The 22,974-nt window shown below is 58.4% G+C and carries 35 protein-coding genes; 1 reads left to right on the forward strand and 34 read right to left on the reverse strand.

All coding sequences use genetic code 11. The features are described 5' to 3' along the window. From mshL to U5822_RS18090, 7 genes are all read right to left on the reverse strand, one after another. On the reverse strand, positions 1-1,710 hold the full coding sequence (gene mshL / locus U5822_RS18060) for a pilus (MSHA type) biogenesis protein MshL (protein WP_322857073.1): 1,710 nt from the start codon (positions 1,708-1,710) through the stop codon (positions 1-3). Between the two features lie 18 nt (positions 1,711-1,728). Beyond that, on the reverse strand, positions 1,729-2,070 hold the full coding sequence (locus tag U5822_RS18065) for a hypothetical protein (protein WP_322857074.1): 342 nt from the start codon (positions 2,068-2,070) through the stop codon (positions 1,729-1,731). 1 nt (position 2,071) lies between these two features. Continuing rightward, entirely contained in the window at positions 2,072-2,770 is a 699-nt protein-coding gene (locus tag U5822_RS18070; protein WP_322857075.1) for an MSHA biogenesis protein MshJ, read from the reverse strand. Then, complete coding sequence (locus U5822_RS18075; protein WP_322857076.1) at positions 2,770-3,375, reverse strand: PilN domain-containing protein; 606 nt, start codon at positions 3,373-3,375, stop codon at positions 2,770-2,772. Before U5822_RS18075 ends, U5822_RS18070 begins: the two co-directional genes overlap by 1 nt. Then, the gene (locus tag U5822_RS18080) at positions 3,372-4,298 is read right to left on the reverse strand and encodes a biogenesis protein MshI (protein ID WP_322857077.1); all 927 of its coding nucleotides are present in this window, start codon (positions 4,296-4,298) and stop codon (positions 3,372-3,374) included. The genes U5822_RS18075 and U5822_RS18080 overlap by 4 nt, the downstream gene beginning before the upstream one ends. 220 nt (positions 4,299-4,518) lie before the next feature. After that, a complete protein-coding gene (gene ssb, locus U5822_RS18085; protein ID WP_322857078.1) occupies positions 4,519-5,040 on the reverse strand; it encodes a single-stranded DNA-binding protein in 522 nt (173 codons plus the stop codon). 58 nt (positions 5,041-5,098) lie between these two features. Next, entirely contained in the window at positions 5,099-6,469 is a 1,371-nt protein-coding gene (locus U5822_RS18090) for an MFS transporter (protein WP_322857079.1), read from the reverse strand. A 185-nt stretch (positions 6,470-6,654) separates the two neighbouring features. On the opposite strand from U5822_RS18090, the gene uvrA reads away from it, so the two are divergent. Continuing rightward, positions 6,655-9,477 (forward strand): excinuclease ABC subunit UvrA, encoded by a 2,823-nt coding sequence (uvrA, locus tag U5822_RS18095; protein WP_322857080.1) that lies wholly within the window; start codon positions 6,655-6,657, stop codon positions 9,475-9,477. A gap of 205 nt (positions 9,478-9,682) precedes the next feature. On the opposite strand, the gene rplQ is transcribed toward uvrA, so the two are convergent. The 27 genes from rplQ to rplC form a co-directional block, all read right to left on the reverse strand. Beyond that, positions 9,683-10,081, reverse strand: a complete 399-nt coding sequence (gene rplQ, locus U5822_RS18100) for a 50S ribosomal protein L17 (RefSeq protein WP_322857081.1) — start codon at positions 10,079-10,081, stop codon at positions 9,683-9,685. A 33-nt stretch (positions 10,082-10,114) separates the two neighbouring features. After that, a complete protein-coding gene (locus U5822_RS18105; protein WP_322857082.1) occupies positions 10,115-11,119 on the reverse strand; it encodes a DNA-directed RNA polymerase subunit alpha in 1,005 nt (334 codons plus the stop codon). Between the two features lie 35 nt (positions 11,120-11,154). Continuing rightward, positions 11,155-11,775: a 30S ribosomal protein S4 gene (gene rpsD, locus U5822_RS18110; RefSeq protein ID WP_322857083.1), complete on the reverse strand. Its 621-nt coding sequence runs from the start codon at positions 11,773-11,775 to the stop codon at positions 11,155-11,157. An 18-nt stretch (positions 11,776-11,793) separates the two neighbouring features. Then, positions 11,794-12,183, reverse strand: a complete 390-nt coding sequence (gene rpsK / locus U5822_RS18115; protein WP_007153992.1) for a 30S ribosomal protein S11 — start codon at positions 12,181-12,183, stop codon at positions 11,794-11,796. Positions 12,184-12,196: 13 nt separating this feature from the next. Next, entirely contained in the window at positions 12,197-12,553 is a 357-nt protein-coding gene (gene rpsM / locus U5822_RS18120) for a 30S ribosomal protein S13 (RefSeq protein ID WP_322857084.1), read from the reverse strand. Between the two features lie 140 nt (positions 12,554-12,693). Then, on the reverse strand, positions 12,694-12,807 hold the full coding sequence (gene rpmJ, locus U5822_RS18125) for a 50S ribosomal protein L36 (protein WP_008174902.1): 114 nt from the start codon (positions 12,805-12,807) through the stop codon (positions 12,694-12,696). 29 nt (positions 12,808-12,836) lie between these two features. Then, positions 12,837-14,159 (reverse strand): preprotein translocase subunit SecY, encoded by a 1,323-nt coding sequence (gene secY / locus U5822_RS18130; protein ID WP_041341470.1) that lies wholly within the window; start codon positions 14,157-14,159, stop codon positions 12,837-12,839. A gap of 17 nt (positions 14,160-14,176) precedes the next feature. After that, entirely contained in the window at positions 14,177-14,611 is a 435-nt protein-coding gene (gene rplO / locus U5822_RS18135; RefSeq protein WP_322857085.1) for a 50S ribosomal protein L15, read from the reverse strand. 1 nt (position 14,612) lies between these two features. Then, positions 14,613-14,801: a 50S ribosomal protein L30 gene (gene rpmD, locus U5822_RS18140; protein ID WP_012139786.1), complete on the reverse strand. Its 189-nt coding sequence runs from the start codon at positions 14,799-14,801 to the stop codon at positions 14,613-14,615. Positions 14,802-14,805: 4 nt separating this feature from the next. Beyond that, entirely contained in the window at positions 14,806-15,306 is a 501-nt protein-coding gene (rpsE, locus tag U5822_RS18145; RefSeq protein WP_322857086.1) for a 30S ribosomal protein S5, read from the reverse strand. 12 nt (positions 15,307-15,318) lie between these two features. After that, positions 15,319-15,666, reverse strand: a complete 348-nt coding sequence (gene rplR, locus U5822_RS18150; RefSeq protein WP_322857087.1) for a 50S ribosomal protein L18 — start codon at positions 15,664-15,666, stop codon at positions 15,319-15,321. A gap of 9 nt (positions 15,667-15,675) precedes the next feature. Next, positions 15,676-16,209, reverse strand: coding sequence for a 50S ribosomal protein L6 (gene rplF / locus U5822_RS18155; protein WP_322857088.1), 534 nt, complete (start codon positions 16,207-16,209; stop codon positions 15,676-15,678). Between the two features lie 9 nt (positions 16,210-16,218). Further along, positions 16,219-16,611 (reverse strand): 30S ribosomal protein S8, encoded by a 393-nt coding sequence (gene rpsH, locus U5822_RS18160; protein ID WP_322857089.1) that lies wholly within the window; start codon positions 16,609-16,611, stop codon positions 16,219-16,221. Positions 16,612-16,699: 88 nt separating this feature from the next. Continuing rightward, entirely contained in the window at positions 16,700-17,005 is a 306-nt protein-coding gene (rpsN, locus tag U5822_RS18165; protein ID WP_322857090.1) for a 30S ribosomal protein S14, read from the reverse strand. A gap of 13 nt (positions 17,006-17,018) precedes the next feature. Then, complete coding sequence (rplE, locus tag U5822_RS18170) at positions 17,019-17,558, reverse strand: 50S ribosomal protein L5 (RefSeq protein WP_322857091.1); 540 nt, start codon at positions 17,556-17,558, stop codon at positions 17,019-17,021. Positions 17,559-17,573: 15 nt separating this feature from the next. Next, on the reverse strand, positions 17,574-17,894 hold the full coding sequence (gene rplX / locus U5822_RS18175; protein WP_036134927.1) for a 50S ribosomal protein L24: 321 nt from the start codon (positions 17,892-17,894) through the stop codon (positions 17,574-17,576). A gap of 17 nt (positions 17,895-17,911) precedes the next feature. Next, positions 17,912-18,280, reverse strand: a complete 369-nt coding sequence (rplN, locus tag U5822_RS18180) for a 50S ribosomal protein L14 (protein ID WP_206645236.1) — start codon at positions 18,278-18,280, stop codon at positions 17,912-17,914. Between the two features lie 15 nt (positions 18,281-18,295). Next, the gene (gene rpsQ / locus U5822_RS18185; protein WP_012139774.1) at positions 18,296-18,562 is read right to left on the reverse strand and encodes a 30S ribosomal protein S17; all 267 of its coding nucleotides are present in this window, start codon (positions 18,560-18,562) and stop codon (positions 18,296-18,298) included. A gap of 1 nt (position 18,563) precedes the next feature. Further along, the gene (rpmC, locus tag U5822_RS18190; protein WP_322857111.1) at positions 18,564-18,755 is read right to left on the reverse strand and encodes a 50S ribosomal protein L29; all 192 of its coding nucleotides are present in this window, start codon (positions 18,753-18,755) and stop codon (positions 18,564-18,566) included. After that, on the reverse strand, positions 18,755-19,168 hold the full coding sequence (rplP, locus tag U5822_RS18195; protein WP_008174875.1) for a 50S ribosomal protein L16: 414 nt from the start codon (positions 19,166-19,168) through the stop codon (positions 18,755-18,757). The genes rpmC and rplP overlap by 1 nt, the downstream gene beginning before the upstream one ends. A 12-nt stretch (positions 19,169-19,180) precedes the next feature. Continuing rightward, on the reverse strand, positions 19,181-19,864 hold the full coding sequence (gene rpsC, locus U5822_RS18200; RefSeq protein WP_041341433.1) for a 30S ribosomal protein S3: 684 nt from the start codon (positions 19,862-19,864) through the stop codon (positions 19,181-19,183). Between the two features lie 11 nt (positions 19,865-19,875). Then, positions 19,876-20,208, reverse strand: a complete 333-nt coding sequence (rplV, locus tag U5822_RS18205) for a 50S ribosomal protein L22 (RefSeq protein ID WP_322857092.1) — start codon at positions 20,206-20,208, stop codon at positions 19,876-19,878. A gap of 16 nt (positions 20,209-20,224) precedes the next feature. Next, positions 20,225-20,500, reverse strand: coding sequence for a 30S ribosomal protein S19 (rpsS, locus tag U5822_RS18210; protein WP_007154011.1), 276 nt, complete (start codon positions 20,498-20,500; stop codon positions 20,225-20,227). A gap of 23 nt (positions 20,501-20,523) precedes the next feature. Then, entirely contained in the window at positions 20,524-21,351 is an 828-nt protein-coding gene (gene rplB / locus U5822_RS18215; RefSeq protein ID WP_322857093.1) for a 50S ribosomal protein L2, read from the reverse strand. A gap of 17 nt (positions 21,352-21,368) precedes the next feature. Further along, positions 21,369-21,662 carry a 50S ribosomal protein L23 gene (gene rplW, locus U5822_RS18220; RefSeq protein WP_041341428.1) on the reverse strand — a complete coding sequence of 98 codons (294 nt, stop codon included), beginning with the start codon at positions 21,660-21,662 and terminating at the stop codon, positions 21,369-21,371. Further along, entirely contained in the window at positions 21,659-22,264 is a 606-nt protein-coding gene (gene rplD, locus U5822_RS18225) for a 50S ribosomal protein L4 (RefSeq protein WP_322857094.1), read from the reverse strand. Before rplD ends, rplW begins: the two co-directional genes overlap by 4 nt. An 11-nt stretch (positions 22,265-22,275) precedes the next feature. Further along, the gene (gene rplC / locus U5822_RS18230; protein ID WP_322857095.1) at positions 22,276-22,914 is read right to left on the reverse strand and encodes a 50S ribosomal protein L3; all 639 of its coding nucleotides are present in this window, start codon (positions 22,912-22,914) and stop codon (positions 22,276-22,278) included. Between the last annotated feature and the right edge of the window lie 60 nt (positions 22,915-22,974).

Raw genomic sequence — 22,974 nt, forward strand, 5'->3', positions numbered from 1 at the left:
CTAGCGACGGGCTTTCTCCGGTTCCGGGGTCACCGACTGGGACGACTGCAGCAGCTCGCGCAACACGTTCATGCGCTCGCGGCTGGCGGCAATGTCGGCATTCATCAGACCTGGCTCCACCACCACCGGGCGCAGCAGGATCACCAGCTCACTCTTGCGGGACTGGAACCGGCGCTGCTTGAACAGCTCACCCACCACCGGGATGTCACTGAAGAACGGCACCGCCGCGTTATTGTCTTCGCTGGTGTTCTGGATCAGGCCGCCGATCACCACAATCTGGCCACTCTCGGCCCGGATCACGCTGTCGGTTTCCCGCACGGTACTGATGGCCAGCGGCAGGGTCACGTCCCGCTCGCCGATGGTGATCACCTTGTTCTGGTCATTCACTTCACTGACCGAGGGGTGCACGTGCAGGGTGATGCTGCCGGACTCGGAAATCTGCGGCGTGACATCCAGGGAGATACCGGAGAAGAAGGGGGTCAACTCGACCGAGGTGGAGGTGCTGTCGGCACCGGTCACCGCTGAGTTGTCGTCGTCAAAATCGATATCGGTCACGAAGAACTCATCGGTGCCGACCTTGATCACCGCCTTCTGGTTGTTGACGGTGGAGATGCGCGGGCTGGACAGGATCTGGACATTGCCCTGCTCACCCAGCAACTCGATCAACGCCGAGAAATCCCCGGCCCGCACGCTGGCGGAAAACAGTCCGCCGATGTCAGAGGTGCGGATCACCTGACCACTCAGGGCCTGGGCCGTGAAGTCTTCGGGCAGGCCGTCCGAGGCGGTGATGCTCGAAGCACTCTGCAGATCCGACCAGTTGATGCCCTGCTGGTAGCCTTCGCTCAGGATGATTTCGAGGATCTTCGCCTCCAGAACCACCTGGCGCTGCATGATCAGCTCGGTGCGGCGCAGGTACTCCTCCACCAGACGAAGATCGTCGGCGCCGGCACGCACCATGACCAGCCCGGCTCCCGGGTTCACGATCACCTGCTGGTCCTCGCCGGTGCCGACGATCATCGCCAGCGCCCGACGGATGTCCGCCCAGAAATCGGACTCGGTTTCGGTGGAAATGGTCGTGCCCACGAGATTGCGACGGTCGGAGCCGCCGTTGTCGTTGACGCCGCCGCGGTTGTTGCCGCTGTTGTTGGGTGAGCTGGTTACCTGGCCGGAACTGACCCGGGTTTCGGAACCGCCCTTGCGCTTGAAGTGCAGGTAATCGATGGGGAACAGCCGGGTCTGGATCCGATTCGCCCGGACGGTAAACAGACGACCGTTGCGCTGGATATCCAGATCGTAGAGGTCGGCGGCGATGTCCATCACCTCTGGCACGGACACATCCCGCAGCCGCATATCAATGGCGCCAGCCACATCCGGGTGCAAGACCACGTTGTAACGGGTGCCATCGACCAGGGATTCAAAGAAGCTGCCAGCCGGCACCCCATTGGCGTTGACATCAAACCGGTCGTCCAGATCCTGGCTGGTCGACAGCGACGGCAGCAGAGCGGCGCTGACCTCTGCCGGCAGAGTCGCAGAGGCTTGGGGACTGTCCGAACCGGTTGCCGAGTGCTGCTCCGCCTGGGCCAGGGTCTGTTCGATGTCATCCGCCACGTCCGTTGAGGTGGCGTTGGATGTTCGCATGAGCGGGTTGTTACTGCATGCCGTCAGTGTGGCGGCAATCAGCAGCCCGGCCAGTGGTCTCATCGAAATCATGGTTGTCCGTTCTGTTGATTATTGGGTTCTGCGAATCTGCGGCAGCCGATCCAGGTACAGGGTGCGCGCCCGTCCCTGATCCATCACTTCGACCCGGTCGTCGTGGATTCGGCGCACGCGAACGCCCTCAAACGACTGCCCCTCGACCCGGGGTTCACCGTTGATGACAGCCACCCGGCGCTCAGTGCCCACCAGGATGGACTGAAGGGCGAGGTTGGTTTTCGGCGCCGATTTGACCGGCGCGCGTTCAAAACCGGGTGGCCGGGTCGGGTCCTGTAGCGCCGACACCGGCGAGACCGCCAGCAGGCAGCCAATGGCGACCAGCATTCGGCCCAGGGTTCTCAGGTTGAAATGGGTCATGTCACACTCCCAGCCACGCGGGCTCAAGGCTCAGCGTACGAACGCGGATCACCGCCTCGCCGGCCGGCCAGTTCTCGGCGTCGTACTCCAGTACCATCCAGCCGAGGCGCTCGTCCAGGGCTTCCAGTCGCTTCAGGTAGGCGAGCACATCCAGATAGCCGCCTTCAATGGTCAGCTCTACATCATGGGCATAAAGAAGCGGGTCAAGGGCAGAGCCGGGGTTCGACGGATTGGCACCCGCCGGGGCATCGGATTCCGGAGCGAACACGGGGGTAGGCGTTTTAAGTTCCAGGGTCTGAAGCGCCAGGGACTGCTGCGCCGAAAGCATGTCCTTGAGCAGCGAAACCATGGCTCGGGGCGCGATCAGCTGCCCGGTGGCACTGGCAATCTGGCGGTCCAACTGGGCCAGACGCTGCTGCCGCGACTCCAACTGGCGCCGCAGTTCCTCGGACGGATCCCGCGCCAGTTGACGAGTCAGGGCTTGCTCCTGGGTCACCAGGCTGTCCCGGCTGGCGCCGAGCATGCCCACTCGTGACTCCAGGGCACCCTGCCGGCTCAATGCCGGCGCCACGGCCAGCTCCCAGCCGACAAACAGCACCAGTACCAAGGCCGTGGCGGCGATCAGGACACGCTCACGGATCGGCCGCTGGTTGAACCAGTCGGCCCCTTGCTGCAAAGACTTACGCCAAGACGCGGCCATCAGTTCGTCTCCCCCATCCGCTCAGTGGCCACCCGGAATTCAATCCAGGCGCCCTGTTCCGGCCGCGTGAGCCGGAAGGCACCAAAGGTTTCACCGGCGAACACGGGCTCGTCGCCCAGCTTTTCCAGGTAGGTCGGCACCAGAGCGCCGGACCGGGCCCGCCCTTCGATGACCACGCGGGTCGCCTGGGCATCCAGGCGAATCCCCGTGAGCCAGACATCCTCGGGAATTTGCCGGGCCAGCGCCGCCATCTGCGGGGAGAAGCGTCCACCGCCGGTCAGCACCAGGTTTTCCACCCGCTCCAGCACGCGCTCGCGACGAACCAGGGTAGCGGTGACCCGATCCAGGGCCTCGCGGATGTCGGGAGACGGCTGTCGCGCCTGGACCTGAGCGGACAGGTCGGTGATCCGCTGTTCCAAGCGCAGGTTTTCAGCGACCATTGCATCGACACGTTCATCCAGTTCAGCGGCCTCGTGGCGAACCATTCCCGCCGCCACCGCCACAGCCAGCAGCGCCAGCACCACCAATCCGGCCAGGGTCCCCGCCTGCAGTTGTTCTTTCCGGGGTCGGAGTTCCTGAGTGTAGAGGTTGACCTGCTGAATCATGCCGCCTCCCTCTGTCCACTCGTCAAGCTGGCGCTCCAGGCTGGCAGGCACCGGCTATCCAGGGGTTTATCCAGCCCCACTTCCGACCAATCCAGCATGTCGACCCCGGCGGCGACGTAGGACGACACCATGGACGCCAGCGGCAGCGAGGTGTCCCTGGCCACCAGATTGATCACCGCGGGCGGCACCTGTCCGAGCTGGCTCTCGTAATAATCCAGGGAACGCTGCATTTCCAGCGCCAGCGACTGCACCGCGGTCTCCTGGCGCGCCGCGTCCCGGAGATCCTCGGCGGTAACGTCCAGCCGACGGGACAGGTAGAGGGTATCGTCGCGACAGACCACCATCTGGCCGTAATGTTCTCGCAGGTGCACCAGGGCGGCGCCGCGATTGTTCCGGTCGAGCACACTGACCAGATTGCTCAGGGCCAACTCGGCAATGTCGATCTGTTCAAGCTCCAGACCGCAGCCCTGAACCAGATTGACCAACTCCCGCACCAGGGATTTGCGGGCTGCCACGACATTCACCAGATCACCGCGCCCCCGGGAGGCGTCCTCCGGGAAAGGGAACACGTCAGACACGGCGTCGGAGGGGCTGAAATCCAAGAGGTCCTTGAGTTTCCACTTGAGAGCGTCGCCCAGTTCGGCGTCGTCGATGCCATCGGGACGCTCCATCTGGAAAACCTGGTACTGATCGAGAGGCAACACCAGTGTCGTTGCAGCGCCGGCCCAGCCGCGCCGGGTCGCCAGTTCCTGAAGAGCTCTGGTGCGTTTCGCCGGCGAACACTCGGCAAAACCGGTGGAAGGTTGTGCCGCCGTCTCGGCCCAGGCAATGCCATCGGGCCGCACTTCAAGGCACACTCGCTGGACTCGTCCGGATTTTCGGAACAACCCGGAGAGTTTCCTGATGAAGGTTTTTCTTGTCATGGAGTCGTTTCTGATGGAACCAAGATAGCTCGTCAGCCTGCATTTTTTATTATTCTGTGCAAAAATCCAGCAGCTTTTACACTCGCTTACATAATAGATGAGAAGCCCTTCGTAACTCTATGGGTTATGCCCAATTTCACATCATTTTGCACGCCAGTTACAAAAAGGCCCCCGGATACCGGAGGCCTTCAGTCAAAACCGCACCAACCCGTTCTGTCGCTTAGAAGGGGATGTCGTCATCAAAATCATCCACCGGCTCCGGCATGCTGCCCTGGGATGGCTGGTTGTAGCCACCCGACTGCTGCTGCGGATTGCCCTGGGGAGCGGCGGGCGCGTTGTAGTTTGACTGCTGCGGACGCCCAGCCGGGGCACCCTGGTTCATGCCACCGCCGTCACCGCGGCTGTCGAGCATCTGCATCTGGCCGTTGATATCCACGACCACCTCGGTGGTGTAGCGGTCCTGACCGTCCTGGCCCTGCCACTTGCGGGTCTGGAGCTTGCCTTCGATGTAGACCTTGGACCCCTTGCGCAGGTATTGGCCCGCCACTTCCGCCACCTTGCCAAACAGCACAATCCGGTGCCATTCGGTCTTGGGAACCATCTGACCGGTCTGACGATCCTTGTAGCTTTCGTCCGTGGCAAGGTTCAGATTCACCACGGCGTTGCCGTTGGGGGTATAACGGGTATCGGGATCCTGTCCCAGGTTCCCGATCAGTATGACTTTGTTAACGCCTCGTGCCATGTTCCGCTCCTGACTCAATTTTCAGGGATGGCCCGCGCTCCCTGCGGGCCTCCAAATTTCAAGAACTGCTACCGTGCCGGACAAAGGAAAAGTCCGCAAGTAACCCTTCATCAAACTGCTGACGATCAACCTTCAGATAGGCCGTCGCAGCCTCTTCGACGATGACGACGTCCTGCACGCCGGGCAGCCGGCGCAAACGGGTGTCGATCTCGTCGTATTCCTTACCTACAGCCTGCTGCAACTGTAACACGAAACTGGAGGTGTATCCCGGCGCTGGCATGGTGAGCGCAATGAGCAACCAGGCGACCAAAACGGCCGCCATCAACCACAGGACGCCGTCAGTGCCCGCCTGCTCCAGCAGCACCCCGCCCAAGGCACCCCCGAGGAACGCGCCCAGAAACTGGGACGTGGAATAGACCCCCATGGCCGTGCCCTTGCTGGCCGCCGGTGATTCCTTGCTGATGAGCGAAGGCAGACTCGCTTCCAGCAGGTTGAACGCCATGAAGAACAGGAACAGCAAGCCCCAGGCCGCCGCCAGACCAACTGCGATGCTGGCCATCCCGACACTGGCAAGCGTAAGCAACCCGATGGCGCCACACAGGACCGGTTTCATCTTGCGCTTTTTCTCACCAATGATGATGAACGGCACCATGGCGAAGAACGAGGTCAGCATCACACTGAGGTAGAACCACCAGTGCGAACGACTCGCCAACCCAAGCTGATCCTGCAGGATGGTCGGGAAAATCAGGAACAACGCCGTCAGCACCAGGTGCAGGGCAAAGATGCCAAAATCGAGCCGCAACAGGCGACCGTCGGTGAGCACCTTGCCCAGCATTTCCCGGGCCGGGTGGGTATCGGCACTGAGCTTGTGTTGGTGGGGCGTCGGCACAACCTGACGAACCACGACCAAGGCCACCAGCGCCAGCGCGGCGGTCACGTAGAAGATGCCCGACAGGCCGAGCGCCGAGCCAATCAGCGGGCCCAGCACCAGGGAGACCGAAAAGGACAATCCAATGGAAATGCCGACGGTGGCCATGGCCTTGGTGCGCTGCTCTTCCCGGGTCAGGTCACTGAGCAAGGCCATCAGGACACTGGCAATGGCGCCAGCCCCTTGAAGAATCCGACCGGCGATCACAACGTATATCGAGTCGGTGGCACCGGCCAGCAGACTTCCGGCCGCGAACAGGACAAGCCCGAAATAGATCATGCGCTTGCGCCCCACCCGATCGGACAGCAGACCGAAAGGAATCTGCAGGACCGCCTGGCTGAGCCCGTAAGCGCCGATCGCGAAGCCCAACAAGGCCGGGGTCGCGCCTTCAAGCTCGGTACCCAGCAGCATGAACACCGGCATGACCATGAACAGCCCGAGCATGCGCATGGCGTACACCGACGCCAGAGCTGTCACCGATCGTTTTTCCAGGGCGTTCATGGAAGCACTACCTCAGCAGGGGCAAGAAAGCGGTCGTTCGGGAAGGCCTGTCGCCTTCGCAGGCCGCGCATTGTAACAGATGCGATCCCTGCGGGGCACAGGCTCAGACCCTGGCGTTGCCCGGCGCTTTCGCCGCAGCCCCGGGAACGCGTTATAATTTCCGTTTTTATTTTGAGCGAGGTGTTATGGACCATATCCAGATCAAAGGGGCGCGCACCCACAACCTGAAGAACTTCGACCTGGATATGCCTCGGGACAAGCTGATCGTGGTCACAGGCCTGTCGGGATCCGGCAAATCGTCGCTGGCGTTCGATACCCTGTACGCGGAAGGACAGCGCCGGTACGTGGAATCCCTGTCCACTTATGCACGGCAATTCTTGTCCATGATGGAAAAGCCCGACGTCGATCACATCGAGGGCTTGTCGCCGGCCATTTCCATCGAACAGAAGTCCACCTCTCACAACCCGCGCTCCACCGTTGGCACCATCACCGAGATCTACGACTACCTGCGACTGCTGTTCGCCCGGGCCGGTGAGCCTCGCTGCCCGGATCATGACCAGCCACTGGAGGCCCAGACCATCAGTCAGATGGTCGATCAGGTACTGGCCATGCCCGAGGAGAGCAAGCTGATGATCCTGGCCCCGGTGATCCGGGACCGCAAGGGCGAGCATCAGCAGGTGATCGAAACCATGAAGAGCCAGGGCTTCATTCGCCTTCGGGTCGACGGCACCGTGTACGACATTGATGACATCCCGGCTCTGGACAAAAAACGCAAGCACCAGATTGATGTGGTGGTGGACCGCTTCAAGGTCAAACCGGGTCTCGAACAGCGACTGGCCGAAAGCTTCGAAACCACCCTGGAACTGGCCGATGGCATCGCGCTGCTGGCTCCGATGAGCGGTGATGGCGAGGAACATACCTTTTCTGCCCGCTATGCCTGCACCCAATGCGGCTATTCCCTGAGCGAACTCGAGCCGCGAATCTTCTCGTTCAACAACCCGGCAGGCGCCTGCCCCACCTGCGACGGTCTGGGCGTGAAACAGTTCTTCGATCCGGAAAAAATCATCCAGCACCCGGAGGCCACCCTGGCTGCCGGCGCCATCAAGGGCTGGGACCGCCGTGCGGTCTACTACTTCCAGCTACTCAGCAGCGTGGCCGAACACTACGGCGTGGACCTGGAGACCCCCTGGGAAGCGCTGCCCGAAGATTTCCAGACCGTTTTGCTGCGGGGCTCCGGCAAAGAGGAGATCACTTTCCGGTACGTGAACTCCCGCGGTCACATCATGGAGAAGGCGCATCCGTTCGAAGGCATACTGCCTAACCTGGAACGCCGGTATCGGGAAACCGACTCCCAGAGCATGCGCGAAGAGCTCGCCCGCAACCTCAGCACCCAGCCGTGTCACGATTGCCATGGCTCCCGCCTGAGACGCAGCGCCCGGCACGTGTTCATTGAAGATCGCAACCTGCCGGAGGTGACGCACCTGCCCGTTGGCGAAGCCCACGACTACTTCGAGCAACTTGCCTTGCCCGGCCGCAAGGGCGAGATCGCCGAAAAGATCCTCAAGGAGGTCCGCCAACGACTGCAGTTCCTGGTCAATGTCGGCCTGGAATACCTGACCCTCGAGCGCAGCGCAGACACCCTGTCCGGCGGCGAGGCCCAGCGTATCCGCCTGGCCAGCCAGATCGGCGCGGGCCTGGTCGGCGTCATGTACATCCTGGACGAACCCTCCATTGGCCTGCACCAACGAGACAACGATCGGCTCCTGGCCACCCTCACCCACCTGAGGGACCTGGGCAACACCGTGATCGTAGTGGAGCACGACGAAGACGCCATTCGCGCCGCCGACCATGTCATTGACATCGGCCCTGGCGCCGGCATTCATGGCGGCAACGTCATCGCCCAGGGCACGCCCCAGCAGATCATCGACAACGCGGAGTCACTGACCGGGCAATACCTGAACGGTACCCGGGAAATTGCAGTGCCCAAATCCCGCCACCAGGGCAGCGGCCAGACCCTCACCCTCAAGGGTGCCACTGGCAACAATCTGCAAAACGTGTCCCTGACCTTACCCCTGGGCATCATGACCTGCGTCACCGGGGTGTCCGGTTCCGGCAAGTCGACCCTGATCAACAGCACCCTGTATCCCGTCGCTGCTGCCAAACTGAACAAGGCAACCAGTCTGAATCACTCCCCGTATGAGTCTCTGCAGGGCCTGGACCACCTGGACAAGGTCATCGACATCGACCAGAGCCCGATCGGCCGCACACCCCGCTCCAACCCGGCCACCTATACTGGCCTGTTCACCCCCATCCGGGAGCTGTTCGCGGGCACCCAAGAAGCTCGCTCCCGGGGCTACAAGCCTGGCCGCTTCTCGTTCAACGTGAAAGGCGGGCGCTGTGAGGCCTGTCAGGGCGATGGCGTGATCAAGGTGGAAATGCACTTCCTGCCGGACGTCTACGTGCCCTGCGACGTCTGCAAAGGCAAGCGCTATAACCGGGAAACCCTGGAAGTCCGGTACAAGGGCAAAAACATCAACGAAGTCCTGGAAATGACCGTCGAGGAAGGTCGGGAGTTCTTCGAAGCCGTTCCCTTCATCGCCCGCAAACTGCAGACCCTGATGGACGTGGGCCTGTCCTACATCCGCCTGGGCCAAAGCGCCGTCACTCTGTCCGGTGGCGAAGCCCAGCGAGTAAAACTGGCGAAAGAACTGTCCAAACGCGACACCGGCCAGACCCTGTACATCCTGGACGAGCCCACCACCGGCCTGCATTTCTACGACATCCAGCAGTTGCTGAACGTGCTTGAGCGCCTGCGCGACCACGGCAACACCATCGTGGTGATCGAGCACAACCTGGACGTCATCAAGACCGCCGACTGGATCGTCGACCTGGGTCCCGAGGGCGGTTCCGGTGGCGGCCAGATCATTGCGGAAGGCACGCCCGAGGACGTTGCCAAAAACCCCGCTTCCCATACCGGTCGCTACCTAAAACCGATGCTGGAGAAATAAAAGGAAATCCCCTCGTGGATCGAAGGCACGGGGGTGCTGTTTAATTTTCTGCCGGAAAAGGTGCCTGAGCGCAGCGAGTTCTTTTCCAAAGAAAATTAAATGGCAGCTCCGGGCCCAGCACCAATACTTGCTTTTTTCGTTCAAACACAAAAAAACCGGGAACCTCACGGAACCCGGTTTTTTTGGTTGGCCGAAGCCGAGGAACTTACGCCTCGTCTTCGTCCACCTCTTCCGCTTCGATATCCAGCGGACGGCCTACCAGCTCAACGAATGCCATCGGGGCATTGTCGCCAGCACGGAAACCGCACTTCAGGATACGAAGGTAACCACCCGGACGCTCGCTGTAACGGGGGCCCAGCTCATCAAACAGCTTGGCTACCGCTGCGTCGTCGCGCAGGCGAGAAAACGCCAGACGACGATTCGCGACCGAATCTTTCTTGGACAGCGTGATCAAAGGCTCAGCTACCCGACGAAGCTCTTTCGCTTTCGGCAGCGTTGTTTTGATCAGCTCGTGCTCAACCAGTGACGCAGTCATGTTACGAAACATGGCCTTGCGATGCGCACTGGTCCTGCTGAACTTACGACCACTCTTACGATGACGCATTGCTCTGATTCCTTACCTTAAACTAATCGGCGATTAACCGCCCAAAACCCGGTCGTCGCCACGCAGGCTAGCCGGTGGCCAGTTATCAAGACGCATGCCCAGAGACAGACCACGGGACGCAAGCACGTCCTTGATCTCGGTCAGCGACTTTTTACCCAGGTTTGGCGTCTTCAGCAGCTCAACTTCAGTGCGCTGAATCAGATCGCCGATGTAGTAAATGTTTTCAGCCTTCAAGCAGTTAGCTGAACGCACTGTCAATTCCAGATCATCCACCGGACGCAGCAGGATCGGATCAATTTCTTCCTCTTCCTCTACACGCTCCGGCTCTTTCTCGTGATCGAAATCGACAAACACCGCCAGTTGCTGCTGGAGAATGGTCGCGGCCCGGCGAATTGCTTCTTCCGGATCGATCGTGCCATTCGTTTCCAGATCAATGACCAGCTTATCCAGATCGGTCCGCTGCTCTACCCGTGCACTTTCCACGGCATAGGCCACTCGACGGACCGGGCTGAACGTAGCATCCAGCTGCAGACGTCCAATAGCGCGCGTTTCGTCTTCGTCGAGACCACGCTGGTCCGCAGGCTCATAGCCCCGACCGCGGTTAACGCGAAGGCGCATGTTCACGTCACCGTTCTCGCTCAGGTGACAGATCACATGATCCGGATTTGCGATCTCGACATCGTGATCGAGCTTGATGTCGCCAGCTGTGACAACGCCCGGGCCTTTCTTGCTGAGCGTAAGCTCGGCATCGTCCCGGCCGTTCATTTTCACGGCGACGCCCTTGAGGTTCAACAGAATCTCAATTACGTCTTCCTGGACACCTTCAATGGCGCTGTACTCGTGCAGGACACCGTCGATCTGCGCTTCAGTCACGGCGCAGCCCGGCATCGATGACAAGAGAATCCGGCGAAGCGCGCTACCCAGTGTGTGCCCAAAGCCTCTCTCGAGAGGCTCCAGAGTCACCTTGGCACGCGTGGCGCTGGATTCCTTCACGTCAATGGTACGAGGTGTCAATAACTCATGTACTGAACGCTGCATAGACGCCCCTATCTGCTATCGTTGCTAACTGGGCTTTACTTGGAGTAAAGCTCGACGATGAGGTTCTCGTTGATGTCGGCAGGCAGTTCAGTGCGCTCCGGCACTGACTTGTAAACGCCGGACATCTTGTTGGCGTCGACCTCTACCCAGCTCACCGGTGCACGGCTAGCAGACAGTTCCAGAGCGCCTTTAACGCGCAGCTGGTTCTTGGCCTTCTCGCGCACGCTCACAACGTCACCCGGCTTGACCTGGTAGGACGCGATGTTCACTACCTTGTCGTTAACCAGAATGGCTTTGTGAGAAACGAGCTGACGTGATTCTGCACGGGTAGAACCAAAGCCCATGCGATATACAACGTTGTCCAGACGGCCTTCCAAAAGCTGCAGCAGGTTTTCACCGGTTGCGCCTTTGATACGGGCAGCCTCTTTGTAGTAGTTGCGGAACTGCTTCTCCAGTACGCCGTAAATACGACGGACTTTCTGTTTTTCACGAAGCTGTACGCCGTACTCGGACAGACGACCGCGACGCGCGCCGTGCATACCCGGCGGAGTCTCGATGTTGCACTTGGAATCGAGCGCGCGAACACCGCTCTTCAGAAAAAGATCTGTCCCTTCACGACGAGACAGCTTGCACTTCGGGCCTATATAACGAGCCATAATTCACTGTCTCCTGTGTTAGACGCGGCGCTTTTTGGGCGGACGACAGCCGTTATGGGGAATCGGCGTCACATCTGTGATGTTGGTGATCTTGTAGCCGCACGCGTTCAGCGCACGAACTGCAGATTCACGTCCGGGCCCAGGACCCTTAACCTCTACGTCCAGGTTTTTAAGGCCGTATTCAGCAGCCGCATTACCGGCTCTTTCAGCTGCTACCTGCGCAGCAAAAGGTGTACTCTTACGTGACCCACGGAAACCGGAACCACCGGAAGTGGCCCAGGACAGGACGTTGCCCTGACGGTCGGAAATGGTCACGATAGTGTTGTTGAAGGACGCGTGAATGTGCGCGACGCCATCAACAACCGTCTTTTTCACCTTTTTACGGGTACGTGTACCTGGCTTTGCCATGTTTGCCTACCTGTTACTTACGAATAGGTTTGCGAGGACCTTTACGGGTGCGGGCGTTGGTCTTGGTGCGCTGGCCACGGACCGGAAGGCCATGACGATGACGCAGACCACGGTGGCATCCGAGATCCTTCAAACGCTTGATGTTCATCTGTACTTCACGACGCAGATCGCCTTCGACAGACACCTTGCCCACTTCGGTACGAAGTGCTTCAAGCTGCTCGTCGCTCAGGTCTTTGACCTTGACGTCCGGCTTAACACCGGTTGCATCGCAAAGCTTCTGGGCTGTTGTCTTGCCAACACCAAAGATGTAAGTCAGCGAGATAACAGCATGTTTGTTATCGGGTATATTGACACCGGCTATACGTGCCATCCAAATTACTCCGCGTTCAAAGCTTTGCTGTGTGAATTTTCCGCCACAAAAAGGGCGCGAAATAATAGCGCCTGACCCCAGGCGGAGTCAAGCGCCACTATTCCGAACCCCTTTGCGCAATCAGGCTTGGTCCCGAAGGATCAGCCCTGACGCTGCTTGTGGCGAGGCTCCGAGCAAATGACTCGTACTGAGCCATTGCGACGAATTACTTTGCAGTTACGGCAAATTTTCTTTACCGAAGCGCGTACTTTCATTGTCGACTCCAGTTTTCAAGGGGAACGGCTTAGCCGTTCCGACCATAGCCCTTGAGATTGGACTTCTTCATCAGCGATTCATACTGATGGGACATCAGGTGCGACTGTACCTGCGCCATGAAATCCATCACCACGACTACCACAATCAGCAGTGAGGTGCCGCCCAGATAGAACGGAACATTCCCGGCCACCATCAGGAACTGAGGGAACAGGGACACTGCTGCAATGTACATTGCACCGAACAGGGTCAAGCGGGTCAGAACACCATCGATGTACTTGGCGGTCTGATCGCCCGGACGAATGCCCGGAATAAACGCTCCAGAGCGCTTGAGGTTATCCGCAACTTCCTTCGGGTTATACATCAACGCTGTGTAGAAGAAGCAGAAGAACACGACTGCTGCAGCGAACAGAATGATGTACAACGGCTGGCTTGGCGCCAGGGCCTGGGAAACATCGCTTAGCCACTCCATACCCTCGCCCTGACCAAACCACTGCCCGATTGACGCCGGGAACAACAGGATGGAAGAAGCAAAGATGGGCGGAATAACACCGGCCATGTTTACCTTCAGCGGCAGATGGCTGGATTGCTGTGCGAACACACGACGCCCCTGCTGCCGCTTGGCGTAGTTGATGGTCAACCGGCGCTGTCCGCGCTCCATGAAGACCACAAACCCGATGACAGCGACCGCCAGGACACCGATACCCAGAACCACCAGAAGGCTCATTTCGCCGTTTCTGGCCTGCTCCAGCGTCTGCCCGATGGCTCCTGGCAAACCGGCGACGATGCCGGCGAAGATCAACAGCGAAATGCCGTTGCCTACGCCACGCTCGGTGATCTGCTCACCCAGCCACATCATGAAGACCGCACCGCTCACGAAAGAAACAACCGCCACGAAGTGGAAGCTAAAGCTGTCGTTGAACGTGACGCCCTGTGATGCCAGGCCTACCGAAATACCAGCGCCCTGAACCAGGGCGAGGATAACCGTACCATACCGGGTGTACTGGCTGATCTTGCGACGACCAGCCTCACCTTCCTTCTTCAGCTGCTCAAGCTGCGGGCTAACCGCAGTCATGAGCTGCATGATAATGGAAGCCGAAATGTACGGCATGATACCGAGAGCGAAGATACTCATGCGCTCAAGCGCACCACCGGAAAACATGTTGAACATGCTCAGGATCGTGCCCTGATTCTGCTCAAACAGTGCCGCCAGACGGTCGGGGTTGATGCCCGGCACTGGAATATGGGCACCGATTCGGTACACCAACAGTGCCAGGAAAACAAACCAGAGCCGCGAACGCAGCTCTGCCAGTCCCTTACCCGCGCCCGCAGGCAATGATGCTGTCTTGGCCATTTAGTCCTCGACTCGCCTTAGTCTTCGACTTTTCCACCCGCGGCGGCAATTGCCTCGCGTGCGCCTTTGGTTACCCGCAGGCCCTTGACGGTGACCGCACGATCCAGCTCACCCGACAGGATGACCTTGGCTTCGCGGATTTCGCCGCGAATGATGTCGGCCTTCTTCAGGGCTTCCAGATCAACCACGTCGCCCTCAACCTTCGCCAGTTCGTTCAGGCGAATTTCAGCAACGTAACGCTGCTGACGTGAGGTGAAGCCGAACTTCGGCAGACGACGAGCCAGCGGCTGCTGACCGCCCTCGAAGCCCGGAGCGACGGAACCGCCGGAGCGGGACTTCAGACCTTTGTGACCACGACCACCGGTTTTACCGAGACCGCTACCGATACCACGACCAACCCGCTTCGGGGCCTGACGTGAACCGGGTTCCGGACTAAGTTCGTTCAGACGCATCTTAGTTCTCCTCAACCCGAACCAGGTAATCCACCCGGTTGATCATGCCGCGGATGGAAGGTGTGTCTTCCACTTCCACGGTGTGACCGATTTTACGAAGACCCAGGCCCTTGACGCACAGCTTGTGCTTGGGCTGACAGCCGATGGGGCTGCGGGTCAGAGTTACTTTGATCGTTTTAGCGTTCGCCATGACTTCAACCCAGAATCTCTTCCACGGTCTTACCGCGCTTGGCTGCAATATCTTCAGGCGCCTTGGTCGCCTGCAGACCCTTGATGGTGGAACGTACCACGTTTACCGGGTTAGTAGACCCGTAACACTTGGACAGTACATTCTGAACACCTGCCACCTCCAGGACGGCACGCATCGCGCCACCGGCGATGATACCGGTACCTTCGGACGCCGGCTGCATGTAGACCTTGGAGCCGCCATGCTGAGCCTTTACCGGGTACTGGAGAGTGGTGCCGTCCAGCGGGACGTCAACCATGTTCTTGCGCGCGGCTTCCATAGCCTTCTGGATCGCGACCGGCACCTCACGGGCCTTACCACGACCAAAACCTACGCGACCTTTACCATCACCCACTACAGTCAGTGCGGTGAAGGCGAAAATACGTCCACCTTTAACAACCTTGGCGACACGATTGACCTGAACCAGCTTCTCCTGGAGCTCAGGCGCCTTCTGTTCGTTAACGCTCATCTTCTCCACCTCTTAGAATTGCAAGCCAGCTTCACGGGCTGCATCGGCCAAAGCCTGGATACGACCGTGATAACGGTAACCAGAGCGGTCAAATGCGACCTTCTCAACGCCTGCTGCCTTGGCGCGCTCAGCGATCATCTGACCGACCTTCTTGGCAGCGTCCACGTTACCGGTTGCACCCTGGCGCAGTTCCTTGTCCAACGTGGAGGCAGATGCCAGAACCTTGCTGCCATCTGCTGTCGTGACCTGGGCGTACATGTGACGCGGTGTGCGATGGACGCACAGACGATTGGTACCCAGTTCACGGATCTTCATGCGCACTTTGCGTGCGCGACGCAATCTTTCGTTATTCGCGCTCATAGTCCCGCCTTATTTCTTCTTGGCTTCTTTGCGTCTGACCTGCTCATCCGCATAACGAACACCCTTACCCTTGTACGGCTCGGGCGGACGGAACGCGCGGACGTCAGCAGCGACTTGGCCAACCTGTTGCTTGTCGATACCGCGGATGACGACTTCCGTGTTGGACGGAGTCTCAGCGGTAATCCCCTCGGGCAGCTCATACTCGACCGGGTGTGAAAAACCCAGAGTCAGGTTGAGCTTCTTACCTTGCGCCTGGGCACGGTAACCTACGCCCGTCAGCTGGAGCTTACGCTCAAAGCCTGCGGATACACCGGTCACCATGTTGTTGACCAGTGCACGAGTAGTACCAGCAAGAGCGCGGGACTGTTTCGCACCATCGCGGGCCGCGAAGCGCAGGACGTTTTCTTCCTGAGACACTTCAACCGCTTGGTGAATGGTGATTTGAAGCGCTCCCTTGGAACCCTTCACACTAATTTCCTGTCCGTTCAGCTTAACCTCAACACCGGAAGGCAGCACGACAGGATTATTGGCAACCCTGGACATGTGTATCTCCTAGAATACGGTGCAGATGACTTCGCCACCCACGCCGGCAGCACGTGCGGCGCGGTCTGTCATAACGCCCTTGGACGTTGAGACAATCGCGACTCCCAAACCACCGGATACCTTCGGCAGTTCCCCAGCGCCTTTGTACTGGCGCAGACTCGGACGGCTGACCCGCTTGATCTCTTCGATAACCGGCTTACCGCCGAAGTACTTCAGAGAAATCGTCAGCTCGGGCTTCGCGTCGGCTGAAACGGAAAAGTCTTCAACGTAACCCTCGTCCTTCAGGACCTGGGCCACGGAGATCTTCATCTTTGAAGACGGCATCGTAACGTCTGCTTTTGATGCCATCTGTGCGTTACGGATACGGGTAAACATATCCGCAAGCGTGTCTTGCATACTCATTGGTATGAGGCTCCTGATCTTTTTAGTTGTGCAGCGGCTTGCCGCACCGCTTACCAACAGGCACCCGACCGAAGTCAGGGTGCCTATCTTACCAGCTTGCCTTGGTCAGGCCCGGAACATCACCGCGCATGCCGTACTCACGGAGCTTGATCCGTGACAGTTCGAACTTGCGCAGGACGCCATGGGGACGACCAGTAACCTGGCAACGATTACGAAGACGCGACGGGCTGGCGTTACGAGGAAGCTGCTGGAGCTTCATCTGCGCATCCCAACGGTCATCATCGCTGGTATTCGGGTTTTTGATAATCGCCTTGAGCTCGGCACGCTTCGCCGCGTATTTCGCCACGGTTTTTTCGCGCTTGAGCTCGCGGTTCTTCATAGAAACCTTAGCCATTACACTCGTTCCTTTATTTCTTGAACGGAAAGCCGAACGCTTTCAGCAGTTCGCGGCCTTCGTCGTCACTACCGGCGGTGGTGGTAATGGTGATGTCCAGACCACGGATCTTGTCGACCTTGTCGTACTCGATCTCTGGGAAGATGATCTGCTCACGCACGCCCATGCTGTAGTTACCACGGCCGTCGAACGACTTGGGATTCAGACCGCGGAAGTCACGAATGCGGGGAACCGCAATGTGCACCAGTCGATCAAAGAAGTCCCACATACGCTCGCCACGCAGGGTAACCTTGCAGCCGATCGGCCAGCCTTCACGGATTTTGAAACCCGCGACGGACTTACGCGCCTTGGTGACAACAACTTTCTGACCCGCGAGGCGCTCGAGATCCGCCACTGCGTTTTCGATCAGCTTCTTGTCACCGACTGCTTCGCCGACACCCATGTTCAGGGTGATCTTTTCGATACGCGGCACCTGCATCACGTTCTTGTAACCGAACTCTTTCTGCAGGGCGGGTACCACTTCCTTACTGTACTGCTCTTTCATATTAAGCATCGTAACCACCACCCCTTACTGGTTATCGACAGCTTCGTTCGTGGACTTGAAGATCCGCACTTTGGCGCCGTCTTCCTTAACCTGGAAGCCTACGCGATCGGCTTTGCCGGTCTGCGGATTAAAAATAGCCACGTTGGAAGCCTGGATGGGTGCTTCTTTTTCGACGATGCCACCTGGGGTACCCAGCATCGGGTTAGGCTTGGTGTGCTTCTTGATCATGTTGATCCCAGAAACAACCACACGGCCATCGTCCTGAACCTTCAGGACTTTACCACGTTTGCCTTTGTCTTTCCCCGTGGTGACGATTACTTCGTCATCTCGTTTGATCTTTTTCATAACCGGCCTCTGGTCCTTTAAAGTACTTCGGGTGCCAGTGAGATAATTTTCATGAACTTCTCATTACGCAGTTCACGGGTAACCGGTCCGAAGATACGGGTACCAATAGGAGCGTCCTGATTGTTCAGAAGTACTGCCGCGTTACCGTCGAAACGGATCAGCGAACCGTCGGAACGGCGAACACCCTTGCGGGTGCGAACCACAACAGCTTTCAGGACCTGGCCTTTCTTCACTTTACCGCGGGGGATGGCTTCCTTGACGGTCACCTTGATGATGTCCCCTACGCTGGCGTAACGCCGATGTGAACCGCCCAGGACCTTGATGCACATCACCTGACGCGCACCGCTGTTGTCCGCGACTTCAAGCATTGTTTGAGTCTGAATCATGGTTGATCTCCGGCGTTACACCTTGGATGCACGTTCGGTCACTTCCACCAGGGCCCAGCTCTTGGTCTTGGAGACCGGACGGGTTTCCTGAATGGTTACAGTGTCACCGACGTTGCACTGATTGCTCTCATCGTGAGCGTGGATCTTGGTTGAGCGCTTCATGTACTTACCGTACAGAGGATGCTTCACCTGACGCTCGACCAGAACGACGATGGATTTCTCCATCTTGTTGCTCACGACCTTGCCGCTCAGAGTTCTGGCAGTTTGGGTAGCTTCAGTCATGTCACTGTCCTGCCTTTTGGTTCAATACTGTTTTCACGCGAGCAATGTCGCGCTTCACCTTGCCGAGAAGGTGAGACTGATTCAGCTGACCTGTCGCCTTGCGCATGCGCAGGTTGAACTGCTCCTTCAGGAGGTCGATCAGCTCTTTGTTCAGCTCCTCGACTGACTTTTCACGCAGCTCTGTTGCTTTCATCACATCACCGTCCTCGTTACAAAGGTGGTCTGTACAGGCAGTTTGGCCGCTGCGAGCGTAAAGGCGTCACGAGCGATTTCCTCGGATACACCTTCCATCTCGTAGAGCATGCGGCCTGGCTGAATTTCAGCCACCCAGTACTCGACAGAACCTTTACCTTTACCCATTCGAACTTCCAGCGGCTTTCCGGTGATCGGCTTGTCCGGGAACACCCGGATCCAGATCTTACCGCCCCGCTTGATGCGGCGAGTCATGGTACGACGCGCAGCCTCAATCTGGCGCGCAGTTATACGTCCACGGCTGGTCGCCTTCAATCCGTATTCACCGAAGCTCACCTTGTTGGCGCGGTGAGCAAGACCGGTGTTACGGCCTTTCATTACCTTGCGGAATTTGGTGCGTTTTGGTTGCAGCATAAGAGTGCCCCTTTACTTAGAACCTTTCTTCCCAGAGGCTTTCTTGTCAGCACGGACCTGCTCCATACCACCAAGAATCTCACCTTTGAAGATCCATACCTTGACGCCGATTACGCCGTAGGTGGTATGCGCTTCGTAGGTTGCGTAATCAATGTCTGCACGCAGAGTGTGCAGAGGAACACGACCTTCGCGATACCACTCGGAACGGGCAATTTCAGCACCCCCGAGACGACCGCCTACCTGGATCTTGATACCCTTGGCGCCCTGGCGCATGGCGTTCTGGACCGCGCGCTTCATAGCGCGACGGAACATCACACGACGCTCCAGCTGGCCGGCAACGTTTTGCGCTACCAGGCGGGCATCCAGGTCCGGCTTGCGGACTTCTTCGATGTTGATGTGCACAGGCACACCCATCATGTCGCTGACTTCGCGACGCAGACGATCAACATCTTCACCCTTCTTACCGATAACAATACCGGGGCGGGCAGTATGGATCGTGATACGGGCGTTCTGAGCAGGGCGCTCGATCACAATCTTGCTGACAGACGCCTTCACCAGACGCTTGTCCAGGAACTCACGAACCTGAATGTCGTTCAACAGGTTCTGGGAGTATTCCTTCTTGTCGGCATACCAGACTGAGTTGTGCTCTTTGATCACACCCAGGCGAATGCCGGTTGGATTTACTTTATGACCCATCTGAGCATCTCCTACTTGTCGGCGACCTTGACGGTGATATGGCAGGTGCGCTTGAAAATCCGGTCAGCGCGCCCCTTGGCTCGAGCTTTGATTCGCTTGAGCGTCGGACCCTCATCCACCATCACGGTGGAAACCCGCAGTTCGTCAACGTCCAGACCTTCGTTGTGCTCAGCGTTGGCGATGGCAGACTCAAGGGCTTTCTTGAGTACAACCGCCGCCTTCTTCGGGCTGAAAGTCAGAATGTTCAGGGCGTCCTCAACAGCCTTGCCGCGTACTTGGTCAGCGACAAGACGCGCTTTCTGAGCTGAGAGGCGAGCGCCCTTGTACTTGGCTGCTACTTCCATTTCTATTACCTCACAATCAGCGTTTAGCTTTCTTGTCGGCCGCATGACCACGATAAGTACGCGTTGCCGCGAACTCACCCAGCTTATGTCCAACCATATCTTCGGTGACATAAACCGGCACGTGCTGCTTGCCGTTGTGGACTGCAATGGTCAGGCCTACCATCTCTGGGAAGACTGTCGACCGGCGGGACCAGGTTTTGATCGGCCGCTTGTCGTTAGCTTCCAGAGCTGCCTCGACCTTCTTCAACAGATGCAGGTCTATAAAAGGACCTTTCTTCAAAGAACGTGGCACAGCAATTACCTCTATGTAGTCGTTTACTTGGCCGAACGACGACGTACTATCATCTTGTCAGTACGCTTGTTCTTACGAGTCTTATGCCCTTTGGTCGGAACACCCCACGGAGTAACCGGGTGACGTCCGCCAGAGGTACGCCCTTCACCACCACCATGCGGGTGGTCAACTGGGTTCATAGCAACACCACGTACTGTTGGCCGTTTGCCGCGCCAACGTGATGCACCCGCTTTACCAAGCTGCTTGAGGCTGTGCTCGCTGTTGGACACTTCGCCCAGCGTTGCACGACAGTCAACAAGCACCTTTCGCATTTCACCTGAGCGCAGGCGGATGGTGGCATATGCACCTTCACGCGCTACCAGCTGTACGGATGCGCCCGCAGAGCGAGCCAGCTGAGCACCTTTGCCAGGCTTGAGTTCGACGCAGTGGATCACGGAACCGACCGGAATGTTCCGGAGCGGCAGCGTGCTGCCCACTTTAATCGGCGCGTCGATACCGGAGCGCACTGGATCACCGATCTGCATGCCTTTGGGCGCGACGATGTAACGACGCTCGCCATCGGCGTACTTCAGCAGTGCGATGTGCGCAGAGCGGTTCGGATCGTATTCCAGGCGCTCGATGACCGCCGGGATACCATCTTTGGTCCGCTTAAAATCAATGACACGGTAGTGCTGCTTGTGGCCACCACCAGTGTGACGAGTGGTAATGCGGCCCGCATTGTTACGACCACCCGACTTACTTTTTCTCTCTACCAACGGCTCGTAAGGGCGCCCTTTGTGCAGATCCGGGTTGTAAAGCTTTACAACGTGACGGCGTCCGGCAGATGTTGGTTTGGTTTTGACGATCGGCATATTACGACCCCTTTACCTTATTCCACATCCAGAAAATCGATGTCCTGACCTTCTGCCAGCTTGACGTAAGCCTTACGAATGTCATTACGCTTGCCGAACCCGCGGATAGTGCGCTTAAGCTTACCCTTACGGTTCAGAACCTGAACACCTTCTACGGTGACGTTGAACAGCTGCTCAACGGCTTTCTTGATCTCCGGCTTGGTAGCGTCCGGGGCGACCCGGAAGACAACCTGGCCATGCTCGGCCACCAGAGACGCTTTTTCGGATACGTGCGGTCCAAGCAGGACCTTGTAGATACGTTCCTGATTCATCCCAGCATCTCCTCGATCTTCTTCAGAGCGGGAACAGTCACCACGACATTCTCGTAGGCAACCAGGCTAACCGGGTCCAGACCGGCAATATCGCGCACATCAACGTGCGGGATGTTGCGTGACGCCAGGTGCAGATTCTGCTCGACGCTTTCGGACAGGATCAGCGCGTTGCTCACACCGATGTCCTTCAGCTTGGCGTTGAAGGCCTTGGTTTTCGGGCTATCAACGTTCATGTCGTCAACAACCAGCAGACGCTCTTGGCGAACCAGCTCGGAAAAAATGGAGCGCATTGCTGCGCGGTACATCTTGCGGTTTACCTTCTGCTCGAAGCCACGAGGCTTGGCTGCAAAGGTCACACCACCGGCGCGCCAGATCGGGCTGCGAATGGTACCAGCACGGGCACGACCGGTGCCCTTCTGGCGCCACGGCTTCTTACCACCACCGCTGACTTCGGAACGCGTCTTTTGAGCCTTGGTACCCTGGCGGCCCGCTGCCATGTACGCAGTGACAACCTGGTGAACCAGCGACTCGTTAAAATCTTTGGCAAACGCGGCGTCGGAAACAGAGATTCCCTTGCCGCTACCTGTAATAGTCAATTCCATCGCACCGCTCCTCAGGCTTTAACTGCAGGCTTGATGACAACATCGCCGCCAGTTGCGCCAGGTACGGCACCACTAACCAGCAGCAGGTTGCGCTCGGCGTCGACACGGACAACTTTCAGGTTCTGCACAGTCACCTGCGCATTACCCATCTGGCCCGCCATCTTCTTGCCCTTGAATACCTTGCCCGGGGTCTGGTTCTGACCAATGGAACCAGGGGCACGGTGAGAGAGGGAGTTACCGTGGGTAGCGTCCTGCATGGAGAAGTTCCAGCGCTTTACACCGCCCTGGAAGCCTTTACCCTTGGAGCGACCAATGGCATCAACCATCTGGCCATCTTCGAAGATAGAAGCGGTGATCTCGCCGCCAGCGGCCAGGTCTTCACCTTCGCCGTCAGCCAGACGGAATTCCCACATACCACGACCGGCTTCGACACCCGCCTTGGCAAAGTGACCAGCCTCGCTCTTGGTAACACGAGAGGAGCGACGAGCGCCTACCGTGACCTGAACAGCACGATAGCCATCGCTTTCGAGAGTTTTCAGCTGGGTAATCCGGTTGGGCTCAACCTCGATTACCGTTACGGGCAGCGCCTGCCCATCTTCCGTAAAAATACGGGTCATACCGGCCTTACGACCGACAACACCAATTGCCATGTTTCACCTCTTAAGTGTACGGGGCTCTCACCCTCTATGGCCTTATGACAGTTACACAGA

Source organism: Marinobacter qingdaonensis, assembly GCF_034555935.1.
Lineage (GTDB): Bacteria > Pseudomonadota > Gammaproteobacteria > Pseudomonadales > Oleiphilaceae > Marinobacter > Marinobacter qingdaonensis.